Origin of the sequence: Citrobacter sp. Cpo030 (genome assembly GCF_030333005.1) — a bacterium.
GTDB lineage: Bacteria > Pseudomonadota > Gammaproteobacteria > Enterobacterales > Enterobacteriaceae > Citrobacter > Citrobacter portucalensis.
In genome coordinates this window covers 174,514-191,334 of record NZ_JAOWGT010000069.1, presented here as the reverse complement: position 1 = coordinate 191,334, position 16,821 = coordinate 174,514, and the positions used below count along the sequence as shown (strand labels likewise).

The following is a 16,821-nucleotide window of genomic DNA, read 5'->3' as shown; positions in this document are numbered from 1 at the left end:
TTACCGGATGGTGGCGCAAAAGCGTTGCCATCCGGCAGATTGAAACATCAAGCGTTGTAGGCGTTTTCGCCGTGACTGTTCACATCCAGACCTTCGCGTTCCTGCTCTTCCGGTACGCGCAGACCCACCGTCATATCTGCCAGCTTATAGCCAATGAAGGCCACCACGCCGGACCAGACGATGGTGATCGCCACGCTTTCCAGTTGCACCAGCAGCTGATGCCCCATGGTCACGCCCTCGGCAAAGCCCACGCCGCCCAGAGAGCTGGCAGCGAAAACGCCGGTCAGGATGCAGCCAACAATACCGCACACGCCGTGCACGCCAAACACATCACACGGATCGTCCACGCGCAGAAAACGCTTCAGCATGGTCACACCCCACAGGCCAGCCAGCCCCGCAACGACACCGATAATCAGCGCTCCTCCGACACCAATGTAGCCACATGCAGGTGTTACGCCCACCAGACCTGCAATAGCACCAGAACAAGCGCCCAGCAGAGACGGTTTGCCACGCAGCGCCCATTCACCGAAGATCCATCCGAGGATGGCGGCAGCGGTGGCGACCACGGTATTGACGAAGGCCAGTGCGGCAATTTCATTCGCCGTTCCCGCTGAACCGGCGTTAAAGCCAAACCAACCAATGTAGAGAATAGCGGTACCGGTGAAGACCATCGGCAGGTTATGCGGTTTAAAGGCTTCTTTGCCAAAACCGACGCGTTTGCCAATCAGATACGCACCAACCAGACCAGCAATCGCTGCGTTGATGTGCACGACCGTCCCGCCGGCAAAATCCAGTGCGCCGTGAGAAGCCAGTAAGCCGCCGCCCCAGACCATATGGGCAATGGGGATGTACGACAACGTTAACCACACCACCACAAAAATCAGCACTGCAGAGAAACGAATACGCTCAGCAAGAGCCCCGACAATCAGCCCAACGGTGATGCAGGCAAAAGATCCCTGAAAAGCAACGTGAATGTATTGGTAGAAGCTCCCCGTGACCGCCGTCAGCGCGATGTTCTTCAGCAATACCCAGTTGAAGTTGCCGAAGAAATTATTCCCTTCGCCAAAGGCCAGTGAGTAGCCATAAACCACCCATAGAATACAAACCAGAGCGAATGTCACCGTCACCTGAGTCAGCATCGACAGCACGTTCTTACCGCGAATCAAACCGCCGTAGAACAACGCAATGCCAGGGATAGTCATAAACAGCACCAGCGCGGTACAGATCATCATAAAAGCGTTATCTGCTTTATCCGCAACCGCCGGTGCCGCCATCGCCAGTCCCGGCAGTAGCGCCAGTGAAGCAATACCTGTTTTCATCGTTGCTATCTTCATTTTTTGGTTTCCTATCACTGTGTGCCAGAAGTTACAGTGCGGCTTCGTCGGCTTCGCCGGTACGAATACGAATCACACGTTGCAGCTCGGCGACGAAGATTTTGCCGTCGCCAATTTTTCCGGTGTATGCCGCCTTACTGATGACATCAATCACGCCATCCAGTTGGTCGTCGGCAATCGCCACATCAATCTTCACCTTTGGCAGAAAATTGACGCTATATTCAGCCCCACGGTACAGCTCAGCATGACCTTTCTGTCGGCCAAACCCCTTCACTTCGGTGACGGTCAGCCCCTGAATACCAATAGACGACAGTGCTTCACGGACGTCTTCCAGTTTGAACGGTTTGATTACCACGGTAACCAGCTTCATAGATCCCCTCCAGTCAGAATTCAGTAGTGGCTGCAGATACACGAGAGGAATATTGCAAGGGGTGTGCCAGGAATGAAAAACGCGGAATGATTCAGGTTCGCCGGGTGCTGCCGGGAGAGAAACAGAAAAAACGCACTATAACGGTGCACAGTGCGTTACATTTTTGCACCAGATTGTTGATTGCCGGATGGCGGCGTAAACGCCTTACCCGGCCTACGATACCGCGTGGCCGGATAAGCACTGCGCCGTCAGGCGATAACAGAATCCTCTTGCGTGCTGGCGGCTAACTCTTCGCCCGCCAGCTGCAGCTGATACATCTGCCAGTAACGGCCTTGCGCCGCCAGTAATTGCTGGTGCGTACCACGCTCAACCGCCTGACCGCGATGCAGCACCAGAATGGTATCCGCATCGACAATCGTCGATAACCGATGCGCAATCACCACCAGCGTAGTGTGTTCACGGACCGCCGCCAGCGCGTGCTGAATGGCCTGTTCAGTACCGGAATCAATACTGGCTGTGGCTTCATCGAGGATCAGCACCTGCGGCGTTTCAACCAATACCCGCGCCAGCGCCAGCAGCTGTTTCTGCCCAACGGAGAGATTATTGCCCTGCTCGCCCAGCCGGGTATGAATCCCCTCGCTCAAACCCCGAGCCAGTTCTGCCAGTTGCACAGTCTCCAGCGCCTGCCAGACCCGCTCTTCTGAGATATCGCGACCCAGCGTGACGTTTGCCAGGAAGGTATCCGCCATCACCACCGGATCCTGCTGCACCATCGCGATGCCCTGACGTAACGCACCGTGGCTCAGAGAAGACAACGGACGTCCGTCAAGGCGGATTTCCCCCTGCGTCAGCGGGTAATATCCCATCAGCAGGCTGGCCAGCGTGCTTTTGCCGCTGCCTGTGTGTCCGACCAAAGCCACAAAGCTGCGCGAAGGCACGGACAGACTGATGTTTTGCAGCACCAGATTGTCGTCGCGATAGGCAAATGAAACGTTATCCACCTCAATGTCTCCGCTTTTGAGCGGGCGATCGTCTTCACCATAGCGCTGACGAGGCCCGTCCATCAGTTCGAACACTCGCTCACCGGCGACAACCGCCTGCTGCAGCATTGATTGCTGAGTGGTCAGCTCGATCAGCGGTTCGTTCAAACGGCCGAGGTAGCTGATGAACGCGTACAGCACGCCAACCTCGATGGAGGTGCCAGAGGTAAAACTGAACAGCATCAGCAAACCGCAGAGGATTAGCGCCGAGAAAAGGCTTAGCAGCGGACGCAGCAAAAAGCCATCCAGTCGCAGGGTCTGCATTCGCGCCATATAGTGCGAGCGGCTGGCCTCCCCCATTCTCTCGCCAAACCTTGCCTGCTGGCGGAACTGCTGGATAACGCTCATGCCGTTGATGACTTCGTTAAAGCCATCGTTAATATCCGCCAGATAAGCGCGCACCCGACGCACAATCGGGGTGCTGTAGCGTTGGTAAATCACCATCACCACCAACACGGCCGGGAAAATGGCCATCGCCACCAGCGCCATACGCCACTCGAGGCTGAACATCGCGACCAGCATGGCACCAATTAAGGCCGCGCTGCGCAGAACCGTTGCGACCACCGTCACGTACAGGTCACGAATCACTTCGGTGTCATTGGTCACGCGGGAGATAAGCTGCCCGACGGGCTGAGTATCAAAGGCGCTGAGCGGCTGGCGCAGCGCAGCGTCCATTACGTCGGTACGTAACTGTTGTACTACGCCAACCGCCGCCTGGTTAAACAGTAACGACTGCGCGTAATGCAGCCCTGCCGCCAGCAGTTGCAGACCGACATAGGCGGCAACCAGCCCGGCAACCATCGCCAGCGGCAGATTGTTCTTCGCCACCATGTTATCGATAAAATAGCTAATCAGCAGCGGGCCGCTGACTTCCGCCGCCGCCGCCACCCACAGCATGACGACCGCAATCGCTAACTGTTTTCGCCATGGGGAACCATACGCCAGCAGTCTTTTCAGAGTCGGCCATAATTGCCCGAAACTACGCATTAGCCGCCTCCTCGTTTATCTCTGGCGCATCAGACAGCGCCGCTTCCAGTTGCTGATAGCGGTACATATCGCGATACCAGCCAGGCTGCTGCACTAAAGATTCATGCTCACCGCGCTGGGCAATATGCCCATGCTGCATCACGATAATCTCGCTGGCTTCCGTCAGAGCCGACAAACGGTGTGCGCTAATAATCACGGTTCGGCCTTCGCCCCACTGGCGCAGGTTATGCAAAATCTGATGTTCGGTACGACCATCTACCGCCGACAACGCATCATCCAGAATCAGGATTTCAGCGTTCAGCAGAAGCGCTCGAGCGATAGAAATACGCTGTTTTTGCCCGCCAGACAGCATCACCCCGCGTTCGCCCACTTCGGTGTCATAGCCCTGCGGAAGACGTAAAATATCCTCATGAACGCTGGCAAGACGCGCCACATGCTCGATCTCTTCCTGCGTGGCCTGCGGGCGTCCTAAGGCGATGTTATTGCCGACGGTATCGGAAAACAGAAATGGCGTCTGGCTGACAACCGCCAGTCGGCTACGCCAGCTATCCAGCTGTAAGCGCGTTAATGGGATATCATGAAAGCGCACATCGCCCTGGGTGATATCAAAATGACGCTGGATCAGCGACAGCACCGTACTTTTTCCCGAGCCGGTCGGACCACAGATGCCCAGCATCTGTCCAGGTTTGAGCTGGAAATTCACATTTTCCAGCGCCGGGTGAGTGGTTTGCGGGTAGCAAAATTCGCGAATCGCCACCGCCAGCTCGCCGCGTCCTTCCGGCACCGGTTCAGTACCGTCATCCACTACCGGCGCTTCTGCCAGCATGGCGCGAATTCGGCTATACGCGGCGCTGCCGCGTTCGACGATGTTAAACATCCAGGCCAGCGCCAGCATCGGCCAAATCATCAGACCGAGATACATCATAAAGCTGGTGAGCTGCCCGAGCGTCAGCGAGCCGTGTACCAACATCCAGCTTCCCCCGGCAATCGCCAGCAGGTTAGCCATACCAATGGCGATATAAATCGTGGGATCAAAGCGGGCGTCAATGCGCGCCACGCGCAGGTTTTTCTTACCGGTATCTTCAGCATCAGCGGCAAATAATGCCGACTGTCGATCCTCCAGACCAAAGGCCTTGATCATACGAATACTGGTCAGGCTTTCCTGAGTACGATCGTTGAGACTGGAAAACGCCGCCTGCGCCAGCTTAAAACGGTTATGGAGTCGATCGCCGTAACGTTTGATCATCAACGCCATCACCGGCATCGGCAGCAGCGCAATCAACGTCAGTTGCCAGCTTATCTGCGTTGACATCACGATCAGCACCGCACACCCCATGACCAGCGAATCCACCAGCGTCAGCACCCCTTCTCCGGCGGCAAATACGACGCGATCGACATCGTTGGTTGCCCGCGCCATCAGATCGCCCGTACGGTGCCGCAGATAAAATTCTGGATGCTGGCGACTCAACTGACGGTAATAATCTTCCCGCAGCTCAACCGCCAGTTGGTAGGATGCGCCAAACAGCAGCACGCGCCAGACATAGCGCAGCAAATAAACCACCACGGCAATCAGGGCAATTGTCCCCACCCACATCAGCAGCCGCTCGGTGGTGAAACGTTGAGTCGTCACGCCATCCACAATGATCCCGACCACTTTCGGCGGAATAAGCTGAAGGATAGCGATGATGATAAGCAAGGCCACTGCCCCGAGGTAGCGACGCCACTCCCGGCGGAAGTACCAGCTTAATTGAGCAAATAATCGCACGCGTTATGTCCTGACAAGATTTCCGGCAATAAGCGCCGGGAGAATTATTCAATAGGTAGAGCAGTTGTGTATTTAATCTGTTCCATGGCAAAGCTGGAGGTGACGTCAGACAGGCCCGGTACGCTATTCACCAGGCGCTTATAGAATTCATCATAGCTTTTCATATCAGCAACCTGCACTCGCATCAGGTAGTCATACTCCCCTGCCATACGCCAGAACCCCAGAACCTCGGGCATTCCGGTCACTTCAGTGACAAAGCGGCAATACCATTCGCTGCTGTGATGCTGAGTTTTGATCAGCACAAACGCGGTGAGTCCCAGCCCCAGTTTTTCTGGATCCAACAGGGCGACTCTGCCCAGCAGGATACCGTCATCCTCAAGTCGTTTGAGACGTTTCCAGCAGGGGGTGGTAGTCAGATTAACGGCATCTGCTAATGCCTGCAAAGAAAGGGTGCAGTCCTGTTGCAGCAAGCCGAGTAGCTTGCGGTCAATTTTGTCTAACATATCCACTCCACAGAGAAGAATTTTCTCCTTACATTCTATTTTAAAGGCTAAATGGCAACAATTTTTTCCGTGCTTTTCGCTATTCTGGGCACAAAATGACAAATGGATATCTATTAATGATGAATAGCTCCTGGGTTAAAAACGCCATCAATGAAATCAACGCGGATTATCAGCGTTCTGCGGATACGCATCTCATTCGCCTGTCGCTACCGGCGTTCCCGGGCATTCAGCTCTATTTAAAAGATGAGAGCACGCATCCGACCGGGAGTCTGAAGCATCGTCTGGCGCGCTCACTGTTTCTGTACGGATTGTGCAATGGCTGGATCAAAGAAGGCACCACCATCATTGAATCATCGTCCGGTTCAACGGCGGTCTCTGAGGCTTATTTCGCTCGACTGTTAGGGTTGCCATTTATTGCCGTCATGCCTTCCTGTACGGCAAAACGTAAGGTTGAACAGATTGAATTTTACGGCGGTCGCTGTCATTTCGTGGAAAGCGCCTGCGAAATCTATGCGGCCTCTGAGCAACTGGCGCGTGAGCTGAACGGTCATTACATGGACCAGTTCACTTACGCTGAGCGCGCCACCGACTGGCGCGGCAATAATAATATCGCCGACAGCATCTTTCGTCAGATGCAGTGCGAGCCCAACCCCGTTCCCCGCCATATTGTGATGAGCGCCGGAACCGGTGGCACCTCAGCAACCATTGGCCGCTATATCCGTTGTCAGGGCTACGACACTCAACTGATGGTAGTGGACCCGGAAAACTCGGTCTTTCTGCCCTTCTGGCAGGATCGCGATGCCACGTTACGCAGTCCGGTAGGAAGTAAAATTGAAGGCATTGGCCGCCCGCGTGTCGAACCGTCTTTCATTCCTGACGTGGTCGATGAAATGCTGCGCGTGCCGGATGCCGCAAGCGTGGCCACCGCACACTGGCTGGAAACGCAGTTGGGCCGTAAAGTCGGCGCCTCTACGGGTACCAATATGTGGGGAACACTGCAACTTGCCGCCCGTATGCGCGATGCCGGAGAAAGCGGCTCACTGGTGACGCTGTTGTGTGACAGCGGCGAACGCTATCTGGAAACCTACTACAACCCACAGTGGGTCGACACGCACATCGGTGATTTAACGCCGTGGAAAGCGGAGCTCGCCCGACTACTGAACACCCATTAATGGTATAAAAAAAAGCCAGACGCGAAGTCTGGCTTGCTGGAAGGGATCTCTCATTCGGGGGAATAAGGTAGATGTGGATTGTCCAGCCAATGCGTCAAAAAGTGTGACACTGCCTGATTACGGCAATGCCCAATCACCGATAAATGAGGCAGTTCAGCAATCAGTTGCGGCATCGCGTTACCCATAATCAGGCCGCGCCCAACGCTGCCTAACATTTCGCGATCGTTCATAGCATCGCCAAACGCCATACACTCGGCCATTGAATAACCTAAATGGTCGCTCAACACCGCCAATGCCGATCCTTTATTACAGCCCAGCGGCAGCACCTCAAGGCAATCAAACGCGGAAAAACAGAGATTCGCCTGTTCACCCAGCGCTTCATTCAGTTGAATTCGCAATTGGATCAAAGAGTCATGATCGCCGCAGAAACAGACTTTCGTGACCTGATGCGCCGGAATACGTTTCACATCGACGATCTGGTAGCGAAATCCGCTATACACATGTGCCTGCAGCAGCGAGGGGATCTCTTGTCCGGTGAACCAACCGTTGTCATTAAAGACATGCATGCTGGCGGTAGTGTCCCACTTCTGATGCAACACAATATCCGCGACATTCGGATCCAGATCCTGACGGTGTAACACATCGCCCTCAAGAGAGTGAATACGCGTGCCATTACCCGTGATCAAAAAGGCGTCCAGTGAGATCGAGCCTAAAATATGGCGCATCTCAAGCACATGTCGGCCGGTAGCAAATGTCAGAGTAATATCGCGTTCACGCAGGCGCGACAGCGTTGAAAGCGTTTCGTCACCTAAATGGTGATTCGGCATCAAAAGGGTGCCATCCATATCAAATGCAGCCAGACGAGCCATTTCTTTCTCCACACTGTGACGCGATTAACTTGTGATCCAGTATCACCTGAGATATACGGAAGTAATAGTGAATAGATAAAATGAATTGTTCCGGGTTTCTCTACGCATAAACCGTTAACGGACATCCTGAAGGAAAAAGTATCAATGCGTCTGCTTAATCGCCTGAACCAGTACCAACGCCTGTGGCTGCCCTCGAACGGCGAACCGCAGTCGGTGACCGTCGGGGAACTGGCCGAACGCTGTTTTTGTAGCGAACGCCATGTGCGTACCCTGCTAAAGCAAGCGCAGGATGCGGGCTGGCTGGAGTGGCATGCCCAGTCGGGGCGCGGGAAACGCGGGCAACTGCGGTTTTTAGTGACGCCAGATTCACTGCGCAACACCATGATGGAACAGGCGCTGCAAAAGGGAGAGCAGCTTAGCGTACTGGAACTGGCTCAGTTGGCTCCGGGCGAATTAAGAACACTGCTACAACCGTTTATGGGCGGTCAGTGGCAAAACGACACGCCAACCCTACGTATCCCCTATTACCGCCCGCTCGACCCCTTGCACCCCGGTTTTCTCCCTGGTCGCGCGGAGCAACACCTCGCCGGACAAGTTTTCTCTGGCCTGACCCGGTTTGACAGCACTACGCAACGTCCTTGTGGAGACTTAGCCCACCACTGGAATATTTCCGCTGACGGCCTGCGCTGGGATTTCTATATTCGTTCCACCCTGCATTGGCATAACGGTGATACGGTAAGCAGCTCACAGCTACATCAGCAGTTGCTGAAGCTGTTAGAACTCCCCGCGCTGAATAAGCTGTTTATCAGCGTAAAGCGCATTGAGGTGACGCATCCCCAGTGTCTGACCTTTATTCTGCATCGTCCCGACTTCTGGCTGGCGCACCGTCTGGCAAGCTACAGCAGTCACCTGGCGCATCCTGAGCACCCGTTTGTGGGTACCGGCCCGTTCCGGTTGACGCTGTTTACTCCTGAGCTGGTGCGTATCGAGAGCCATGATCACTACCATCTGAGTCATCCGCTGCTAAAAGCCATTGAATACTGGATAACCCCACAGCTCTTCTCCCAGGATCTGGGCACCAGCTGTCGCCATCCGGTGCAAATTGCGATTGGTAAACCCGAAGAGTTGCCTATGCTAAGCCAGGTAAGCAGCGGGATCAGTCTTGGTTTTTGCTATCTCACGCTCAGAAAAAGCGCGCACCTGAATACGCAGCAGGCCCGTAGACTGATCAATATCATCCACCGTTCTTCCCTGCTACAAACGCTTGAAGTGGATGAAAATCTGATCACGCCAAGCAATGCACTGCTCCCCGGATGGACTATCCCACAATGGGATGAACTCGATGAGGTGGCATTACCGGAAAAGCTGACGCTGGCTTATCACCTGCCGGTAGAACTTCACGCTATGGCTGAACAGCTTCGCCAGGCGCTGGCGCTGCTCGGCTGTGAATTAACGCTTATTTTTCATAATGCTAAAAACTGGGATGGCGATCATCCCTTAGCCCAGGCCGACCTGATGATGGGCGACAGGCTGATTGGTGAGGCACCTGAATATACTCTCGAACAGTGGTTGCGCTGCGATCAGCTCTGGTCACATGTATTGAATGCGCCAGCATACACACATTTGCAAACGACCCTGGATGCCCTTCAAATCCAGGCCGATGAGGACGATCGCCACGCTGCTTTACAACAAGTTTTCGCCACGCTAATGCATGACGCTACCCTGACCCCACTGTTCAATTATCACTATCGCATCAGCGCGCCACCGGGTGTGAACGGCGTACGCCTGAATCCTCGTGGCTGGTTCGAGTTTACCGAAGCCTGGCTGCCACCTCCTTCAGTGTGAAGAAGCTGGTCGACGGCACGTCCAGGCGCTACCATAAGGGCTTCGTTATTTTGTCAGGAAAAGCCATGAAACGTGCCGTTGTTGTATTCAGTGGAGGTCAGGACTCCACGACTTGTCTGGCGCAAGCGCTGCATCAGTATGATGAAGTGCACTGCGTGACCTTTGATTATGGTCAGCGCCATCGCGCTGAGATTGATGTCGCACGTGACCTGGCCTTAAAACTTGGCGCGCGCGCGCACAAAGTACTTGATGTCACATTGCTCAGTGAACTGGCTGTCAGCAGCCTGACCCGCGATAACATTCCGGTACCCGATTACGAACCGGATGCGAACGGCATTCCCAATACCTTTGTGCCAGGACGCAATGTTCTGTTCTTAACGCTGGCAGCAATTTACGCGTACCAGGTGCAGGCAGAGGCGGTCATTACCGGCGTATGTGAGACCGATTTCTCCGGCTATCCGGACTGTCGCGATGAGTTCGTTAAAGCCCTGAACCATGCTGTAAGCCTGGGGATGGCGAAAGATATTCGCTTTGAAACCCCACTGATGTGGATCGATAAAGCCGAAACCTGGGCACTGGCCGATTATTGGGGCAAGCTGGACCTGGTACGCGAAGAAACGCTGACCTGCTATAACGGCATCAAAGGTGACGGTTGCGGTCACTGTGCGGCGTGTAATCTGCGTGCCAACGGCCTGAACCATTATCTGGCGGATAAACCGGCAGTGATGGCGGCAATGAAGCAGAAAACCGGGTTAAAGTGATTGTATTGCCGGATGGCGCTTTGCTTATCCGGCCTACAGGTACTCAATGCCACTACTGCACCATCTGCTCCAGTTTTTCGCGCAACTCCCCTTCCAACGGCAACGCTTTTTGCGTTTTCAAATCAATACAGACGAACGTAATCAGCGCGTCTGCCACCACCTGCCCTTCCGGCTCCAGGGTAATGGTCTGGTTTAACACGCCACTTTTGCCATTTAACTGTTGAACCTGACTGGTGATGGTCAGCAGATCGCTCAGCACCGCAGGTCGCCGGTAGTTGATATTAATATTCACGACCACAAAAGCGATGTTGTGCGCGGTCATCCACTGAAAGCTGTCGCTGTTTTCCAGACCATCCCAGCGGGCCTCTTCCAGAAACTCCAGATAGCGGGCATTGTTAACGTGCTGATAGACATCAAGATGAAAACCACGGACTTTGATTTGTGTTTGCATAGCGCAGGAGCCTTACGTTGTTTTTATAGGAACAGACTTTTGAGTAAAGAGGTCATAACTGGTATGACCTCTACAGTCTGGCAAACTTTCAGCGCTCTGCAAGTTATTAAAGTGTTAAAACTGCCAGGTTACGCTCAACCAGTGAACTGCCCATGCCCGGCACCTGTTTTAAATCATCCACCGTTTTAAACGGCCCGTACTCCTCACGATAGCTCACAATCGCCTGCGCTTTCTTTAGACCCACGCCATTCATAACTCGCGCTAAATCCTCCGCAGAAGCGCTGTTGATGCTTACCCTGGTGCCCTCATCGTCGCTTGCTTTAGCGGGCAGTGTGGCTTTGCTTTGTGCCGCCCCTGGGTTTTCCGCTTTGGTTTGAGTCGCCTGGCTTTTGGCGACAGGCTCAGCCGCCAATGCGGTTTGGGCCATACCAGCGCAGGTCAATGAAAGAGTGATAAGCAGAGCTTTGATTCCATGTTTCATACTGTTTTCTCCTTGTTTGTTAACAGTGGAATCACGATAGCGAGGTGCAGAACGGCAGACAAACGGCAAATATCAGAAATGGAAAAGGACGCGAAAGCGGCCTTTGGTAGATACAACTTTTTGCAATTTTTTGCGAACTGCCTCGGTTATTGCTGCTGTTCCAGCGCATCACCGATTTTAATTTTTGCGGCTTTACGCAGGTTGCTCATCAGCGCTTCGAAGACAATCTGCGCGTTGTTCTGAGTGATCCCCTGAACCATCGCTTTCTTCTGCGCTTCAGGCATAGAACCGGCTTTCACCTCGTCCAGTGCCAACAGAACAACGTTACCCTGCATGTCGTTCGCTACGCCGTAGCTCGGTTTGTCTTTCGCCGGCAGGCTCAGAGCAAAGGCAGCCTGGCTCAGCGGATCCTGACCCGTACGGCTCAGCGTTTTCGCCTCGCCAAAGCTCAGACCCGCCGCTTTCATCGCTTCATCGCCTTTACCGGCTTTCAGATCAGCCAGCAGTTTATCGGCATCAAGCTTCGCCTGCTGCTCTGCTTTATTGTGCTTAACAAGCGCAGTTACCTGATCTTTCACTTCAGCCAGTGGCTTCACGGCTTCGGCTTTGTGCTCTGCAATACGCAGTACAAACGCGCGATCGCCATCCACGGTGATGATGTCGGAGTTACTGCCAGGCGTACCATTTTCGCCAACCAGACCACCATTGAAAATAATGTCAGCGACCGGTTTGAAATTCAGTTCTTCCGGCAGGCTGTCACGGCTAAACCAGCCCGTTTCAACCGCTTTCATACCCGCAGCCTGCTCTGCACCCGCCAGAGATTCGTTATCGTTGCTGGCCGCGTCGCTGACTTTCTGCTGCAGCGCATAGTAGGCATCCAGCGCTTTTTCCTGCTTCACTTTTGCCGCAATCTCGTCACGGGCTTCGCTCAGCGGTTTAACTTGCGCAGGCTGTACGTCGTCAAGACGCGCAACGAGGAAACCAACGGAAGACTTAATTACGCCAGACAGTTGGCCTTTTTCTTTCAGACCAGCATTTTTCAGCTCATCCGGGGTAGTGGAATCTTCCAGCCATCCCATATCACCGCCTTTACGAGCAGAGATGATATCGGCAGATTTTTCTTTCGCCAGCGCAGCGAAGTCACCGCCTTTGTTCAGCTCATCCAGTACCGCTTTGGCTTCATCTTCCGTTTTGGTCTGAATGATGCTGTAGCGGTTACGCTGCGGCTGAGTGAACTGATCCTGATGCTGGTCATAGTAAGACTGAATATCAGCATCGCTGGCCGTCTCCTGCATAGCAGCAGCATCCAGCTTGATGTAGCTCACGCGGAACTGTTCCGGCGTCATAAAGTTGTTTTTATTCTGCTCGTAGTAGCTGGCAACTTCCTGCTCGGTAACAGACTGCTTCGCGGCCAGAGCGTTAACGTCAATCGTCGCCTCGCGCACGATACGCTGCTGTGCGACCAGCGCCGCCAGTTCGTCCGTTTCGCCTTTCAGCATGAAGTCCGTACCGGCAACACCGTTAATCAGCTGCTGCGTCGTGAGCTGATTACGTAATGCCTGTGCGTACTGGTCTGCAGTCATTCCCATTTGATTGACAATCGCGTTGTAGCGGTTGTTATCAAACTTGCCGTCCACCTGGAACGCAGGCGTGGCGAAAATAGCCTGTTTAACCTGATCGTCGCTGATGTTGAGCTTAAGCTCGTGGGAGTACTGATCCAGCAGCGCTTCGTCAATAAGACGATTCAGCACCTGCTGACGCAGCGTTTTCATGTAGCCTTCGTTCGCGGCCAGTTCGGAGTATTGATCGCCCAGCTGTTGCTGCATGCGGTTACGCTCGCTGTTGAACGCATTCTCGAACTGCCCGCGGCTGATCTCCTGGCCATTCACTTTGGCGGCGAAGTTATTGCCCCCGCCAATCAGGTAACCACTCACGCCGGTCAAAATGAACGACACGATAATGATACCGAAAATAATCTTGAGCACGAGACTGTTAGCAGCCGTGCGTAAGCTGTCCATCATGGTGTAACCACACTCCGCTGTAGATGACTATACGCGTTATCCTCTCTGCTGCCCCCGCGTTGATGACAACAACGGCAACAAGGATTTTGAGTATATATGCTTCACGCAGCATAGCGTTTCCTGAACGCTGCGCACAAAGGTCTATTGTGACAAGAAACAGGGGCAATTGTCAGCCCACAACGCGTAGAAAGTACCGGAATTACAAATAAAAAAGGCACATCAGTCGATGCGCCCTTGTACTTCGTCACATCCCCAAAGGGGAAATCACTTAGTTTACCGCGTCTTTCAGTGCTTTACCTGCACGGAAGCCCGGTACTTTAGCCGCGGCGATGGTGATCTCTTTACCTGTTTGCGGGTTGCGACCAGTACGGGCAGCACGCTCTTTAACGGCAAAAGTACCAAAACCTACCAGCGCTACGTCATCACCTTCTTTCAGAGATTCGGTAACAGAAGCAATAATTGCATCTAACGCACGTCCAGCCGCAGCTTTAGAGATATCAGCCCCTGCAGCAATTTTGTCGATCAGTTGAGATTTATTCACTCTTCTCTTCCTCTTTATAATTTATATCGCACCTGAATCCTTCAAAGTGCGACCGCGCAGCAGTTATATCAGGCCTGCCATGCCCTTACAACACCCGTTAATGATGGCAAGCCTAATCCGTTATCTAAATTAGCTATACAAAAAAAGGCTGGCAAGCCCGAAATGGCCTGCCAGCCCTGTTTTTATTAATGCTCTTTGCGCGAGGTCACTATTTTGCCGTCACAACCTGCATTCCAGAGGGTTCATTTTGCAACGCAAGAGTCAGAACTTCCTCAATACGTTTCACCGGGTGAATATTAAGATCGGCAATTACGTTGTCCGGAATCTCTTCCAGGTCACGTTTGTTCTCATCGGGAATTAAGACCGTCTTAATGCCGCCACGGTGTGCCGCCAGCAGTTTTTCTTTCAAACCACCGATAGGCAGAACCTGACCACGCAGGGTGATCTCACCCGTCATCGCTACGTCGGCGCGAACTGGGTTACCGGTAAGACAAGACACCAGCGCAGTACACATAGCAATACCCGCACTTGGACCGTCTTTCGGCGTCGCCCCTTCAGGTACGTGAACGTGGATGTCGCGTTTTTCGTAAAAGTCCGGGTTAATACCCAGTTTTTCCGCACGCGCGCGCACCACGGTCAGCGCAGCCTGAATCGACTCCTGCATGACTTCACCCAGAGAACCGGTGTAGGTCAACTTACCTTTACCCGGTACGCAGGCGGTTTCGATAGTCAGCAGATCGCCGCCCACTTCCGTCCACGCCAGGCCCGTCACCTGACCAACGCGGTTTTCGTTGTCCGCGCGGCCATAGTCAAAGCGCTGTACGCCCAGATAGTCGTGCAGATTATCGCCATTGATCTCGATATGTTTCAGCGACTTGTCGAGCAGCAGCTGTTTCACCGCTTTACGGCACAGTTTAGAGATTTCACGTTCCAGACTACGCACGCCTGCTTCACGAGTGTAGTAACGAATAATGCCCACAATGGCGCTATCGTCGACCGTCAGCTCACCTTTTTTCAGCGCATTACGCTCAATCTGTTTCGGCAACAGGTGACGTTTGGCAATGTTCAGCTTTTCGTCTTCGGTATAACCGGACAGACGGATCACTTCCATACGATCCAGCAACGGTGCCGGAATATTCATGGAGTTAGAGGTCGCAACAAACATCACATCGCTGAGATCGTAGTCCACTTCCAGGTAGTGATCGCTGAACGCCACGTTCTGCTCTGGATCCAGCACTTCGAGCAGTGCGGAAGCCGGATCGCCACGCATGTCGGAAGACATTTTGTCGATCTCATCAAGCAGGAACAGCGGGTTTTTAACGCCCACTTTGGCCATTTTCTGGATCAGTTTACCCGGCATAGAACCGATATAGGTCCGGCGGTGACCGCGAATTTCGGCTTCATCACGCACGCCGCCCAGCGCCATACGGATGTATTTACGCCCAGTTGCCTTAGCGATGGACTGCCCCAGAGAGGTTTTACCTACCCCCGGCGGTCCAACCAGACACAGGATCGGCCCCTTGATTTTATTTACACGGCTTTGAACCGCGAGATACTCAAGAATACGGTCTTTGACGCGCTCCAGACCATAATGGTCGGTATCGAGGATTTCCTGCGCCTGACGTAGGTCTTTTTTGACCTTGCTACGCGCATTCCACGGCACCTGTACCATCCAGTCGATGTAGCCACGCACCACGGTCGCTTCCGCCGACATAGGAGACATCATTTTCAGCTTCTGCAGTTCTGCTTCCGCTTTCTCTTTTGCCTCTTTCGGCATTTTCGCCGCGTCGATTTTACGCTTCAACGCTTCGTTTTCGTCCGGTGCATCGTCCATCTCACCGAGTTCTTTCTGAATAGCTTTCATCTGCTCGTTCAGATAGTACTCGCGCTGAGATTTTTCCATCTGCTTTTTCACGCGGTTGCGAATGCGTTTCTCAACCTGCAGCAGATCGATTTCAGACTCCATCATCGCCATCAGATATTCCAGACGTTCGTTAACGTCGGACATCTCCAGCACGGACTGCTTGTCAGCCAGCTTCAGCGGCATGTGTGCAGCGATGGTGTCCGCCAGACGTGCAGGATCGTCAATACTGTTCAGCGACGTCAGCACTTCTGGTGGGATTTTCTTGTTCAGCTTGATATAGCCTTCGAACTGGCTGATAGCGGTACGCACCAGCACTTCCTGTTCGCGCTCATCAATAGCAGGCGAGTCAAGGTACTCTGCTTTCGCAGAGAAATGCTCGCCGTTGTCAGACAGCGCAGAAATACGCGCACGCTGTAACCCCTCGACCAGCACTTTTACGGTGCCGTCAGGCAGTTTCAGCATCTGCAAAATAGAGGCCACGGTCCCGACGGTGAAAAGATCGTTTACACCCGGCTCATCCGTTGACGCTTCTTTCTGTGCGACCAGCATGATTTTTTTATCATGGTCCATAGCCGCTTCCAGACAACGGATAGATTTTTCCCGCCCTACAAATAAGGGTATGACCATGTGCGGATAAACCACCACATCGCGCAACGGCAATACGGGGATTTCAATGCGTTCAGAACGCTCAGGATTCATAGAGCTCTCTCTTAGTTTAGTTTCCGCCAGGTAATCAGGTGGTACGACTGTGCTTCACACCACCTTTAACATGTATGTCAGTATATGGGGATGTTTCCCACACATTCAACGCCATGTT

At 53.5% G+C, this 16,821-nt stretch carries 14 protein-coding genes; 3 read left to right on the top strand and 11 right to left on the bottom strand.

Annotated elements, in window-relative coordinates:
* Nucleotides 1–47 precede the first annotated feature (47 nt).
* The 5 genes from amtB to decR all read right to left on the bottom strand — a co-directional run bounded on the left by amtB (nt 48) and on the right by decR (nt 5,999).
* A complete protein-coding gene (gene amtB, locus OGY37_RS16520) occupies nt 48–1,334 on the bottom strand; it encodes an ammonium transporter AmtB (RefSeq protein WP_008783954.1) in 1,287 nt (428 codons plus the stop codon).
* 31 nt (nt 1,335–1,365) lie between these two features.
* Nucleotides 1,366–1,704 carry a P-II family nitrogen regulator gene (gene glnK / locus OGY37_RS16515; RefSeq protein WP_003021657.1) on the bottom strand — a complete coding sequence of 113 codons (339 nt, stop codon included), beginning with the start codon at nt 1,702–1,704 and terminating at the stop codon, nt 1,366–1,368.
* 248 nt (nt 1,705–1,952) lie between these two features.
* A complete protein-coding gene (locus OGY37_RS16510; RefSeq protein ID WP_008783952.1) occupies nt 1,953–3,731 on the bottom strand; it encodes a SmdB family multidrug efflux ABC transporter permease/ATP-binding protein in 1,779 nt (592 codons plus the stop codon).
* Entirely contained in the window at nt 3,724–5,496 is a 1,773-nt protein-coding gene (locus tag OGY37_RS16505) for a SmdA family multidrug ABC transporter permease/ATP-binding protein (protein WP_286621263.1), read from the bottom strand. Before OGY37_RS16505 ends, OGY37_RS16510 begins: the two co-directional genes overlap by 8 nt.
* A 44-nt stretch (nt 5,497–5,540) precedes the next feature.
* Entirely contained in the window at nt 5,541–5,999 is a 459-nt protein-coding gene (decR, locus tag OGY37_RS16500; RefSeq protein WP_003831023.1) for a DNA-binding transcriptional regulator DecR, read from the bottom strand.
* 116 nt (nt 6,000–6,115) lie between these two features.
* Here decR and OGY37_RS16495 point away from each other — a divergent pair, with 116 nt between their 5' ends.
* Nucleotides 6,116–7,171: a PLP-dependent cysteine synthase family protein gene (locus OGY37_RS16495; protein ID WP_286552286.1), complete on the top strand. Its 1,056-nt coding sequence runs from the start codon at nt 6,116–6,118 to the stop codon at nt 7,169–7,171.
* Nucleotides 7,172–7,221: 50 nt separating this feature from the next.
* On the opposite strand, the gene cof is transcribed toward OGY37_RS16495, so the two are convergent.
* Nucleotides 7,222–8,040, bottom strand: a complete 819-nt coding sequence (cof, locus tag OGY37_RS16490) for an HMP-PP phosphatase (protein WP_048235970.1) — start codon at nt 8,038–8,040, stop codon at nt 7,222–7,224.
* Between the two features lie 144 nt (nt 8,041–8,184).
* Between cof and OGY37_RS16485 the strand changes: the two genes are divergently transcribed.
* Together OGY37_RS16485 and queC are read left to right on the top strand one after the other, a co-directional pair.
* Nucleotides 8,185–9,885 carry an SgrR family transcriptional regulator gene (locus tag OGY37_RS16485; protein WP_166465385.1) on the top strand — a complete coding sequence of 567 codons (1,701 nt, stop codon included), beginning with the start codon at nt 8,185–8,187 and terminating at the stop codon, nt 9,883–9,885.
* A gap of 65 nt (nt 9,886–9,950) precedes the next feature.
* Entirely contained in the window at nt 9,951–10,646 is a 696-nt protein-coding gene (gene queC / locus OGY37_RS16480) for a 7-cyano-7-deazaguanine synthase QueC (protein ID WP_286621261.1), read from the top strand.
* Between the two features lie 52 nt (nt 10,647–10,698).
* Here queC and fadM read toward each other — a convergent pair whose 3' ends face one another.
* The 5 genes from fadM to lon form a co-directional block, all read right to left on the bottom strand.
* Nucleotides 10,699–11,097 carry a long-chain acyl-CoA thioesterase FadM gene (gene fadM, locus OGY37_RS16475; RefSeq protein ID WP_003021636.1) on the bottom strand — a complete coding sequence of 133 codons (399 nt, stop codon included), beginning with the start codon at nt 11,095–11,097 and terminating at the stop codon, nt 10,699–10,701.
* 106 nt (nt 11,098–11,203) lie between these two features.
* Nucleotides 11,204–11,578, bottom strand: a complete 375-nt coding sequence (locus tag OGY37_RS16470) for a helix-hairpin-helix domain-containing protein (protein WP_003831017.1) — start codon at nt 11,576–11,578, stop codon at nt 11,204–11,206.
* A 146-nt stretch (nt 11,579–11,724) separates the two neighbouring features.
* Complete coding sequence (gene ppiD / locus OGY37_RS16465; protein ID WP_286621259.1) at nt 11,725–13,599, bottom strand: peptidylprolyl isomerase; 1,875 nt, start codon at nt 13,597–13,599, stop codon at nt 11,725–11,727.
* Between the two features lie 268 nt (nt 13,600–13,867).
* Nucleotides 13,868–14,158, bottom strand: a complete 291-nt coding sequence (hupB, locus tag OGY37_RS16460; RefSeq protein WP_219352570.1) for a nucleoid-associated protein HU-beta — start codon at nt 14,156–14,158, stop codon at nt 13,868–13,870.
* Between the two features lie 190 nt (nt 14,159–14,348).
* Nucleotides 14,349–16,703 carry an endopeptidase La gene (lon, locus tag OGY37_RS16455; RefSeq protein WP_003831014.1) on the bottom strand — a complete coding sequence of 785 codons (2,355 nt, stop codon included), beginning with the start codon at nt 16,701–16,703 and terminating at the stop codon, nt 14,349–14,351.
* Nucleotides 16,704–16,821 lie beyond the last annotated feature (118 nt).

What these genes read in the sequence shown, in the direction of transcription:
- amtB (WP_008783954.1), bottom strand. Translation starts at nt 1,334, where the DNA reads ATGAAGATAGCAACGATGAAAACAGGTATTGCTTCACTGGCGCTACTG.
- glnK (WP_003021657.1), bottom strand. Translation starts at nt 1,704, where the DNA reads ATGAAGCTGGTTACCGTGGTAATCAAACCGTTCAAACTGGAAGACGTC.
- lon (WP_003831014.1), bottom strand. Translation starts at nt 16,703, where the DNA reads ATGAATCCTGAGCGTTCTGAACGCATTGAAATCCCCGTATTGCCGTTG.
- decR (WP_003831023.1), bottom strand. Translation starts at nt 5,999, where the DNA reads ATGTTAGACAAAATTGACCGCAAGCTACTCGGCTTGCTGCAACAGGAC.
- OGY37_RS16510 (WP_008783952.1), bottom strand. Translation starts at nt 3,731, where the DNA reads ATGCGTAGTTTCGGGCAATTATGGCCGACTCTGAAAAGACTGCTGGCG.
- queC (WP_286621261.1), top strand. Translation starts at nt 9,951, where the DNA reads ATGAAACGTGCCGTTGTTGTATTCAGTGGAGGTCAGGACTCCACGACT.
- ppiD (WP_286621259.1), bottom strand. Translation starts at nt 13,599, where the DNA reads ATGATGGACAGCTTACGCACGGCTGCTAACAGTCTCGTGCTCAAGATT.
- OGY37_RS16470 (WP_003831017.1), bottom strand. Translation starts at nt 11,578, where the DNA reads ATGAAACATGGAATCAAAGCTCTGCTTATCACTCTTTCATTGACCTGC.
- cof (WP_048235970.1), bottom strand. Translation starts at nt 8,040, where the DNA reads ATGGCTCGTCTGGCTGCATTTGATATGGATGGCACCCTTTTGATGCCG.
- fadM (WP_003021636.1), bottom strand. Translation starts at nt 11,097, where the DNA reads ATGCAAACACAAATCAAAGTCCGTGGTTTTCATCTTGATGTCTATCAG.
- OGY37_RS16485 (WP_166465385.1), top strand. Translation starts at nt 8,185, where the DNA reads ATGCGTCTGCTTAATCGCCTGAACCAGTACCAACGCCTGTGGCTGCCC.
- OGY37_RS16495 (WP_286552286.1), top strand. Translation starts at nt 6,116, where the DNA reads ATGATGAATAGCTCCTGGGTTAAAAACGCCATCAATGAAATCAACGCG.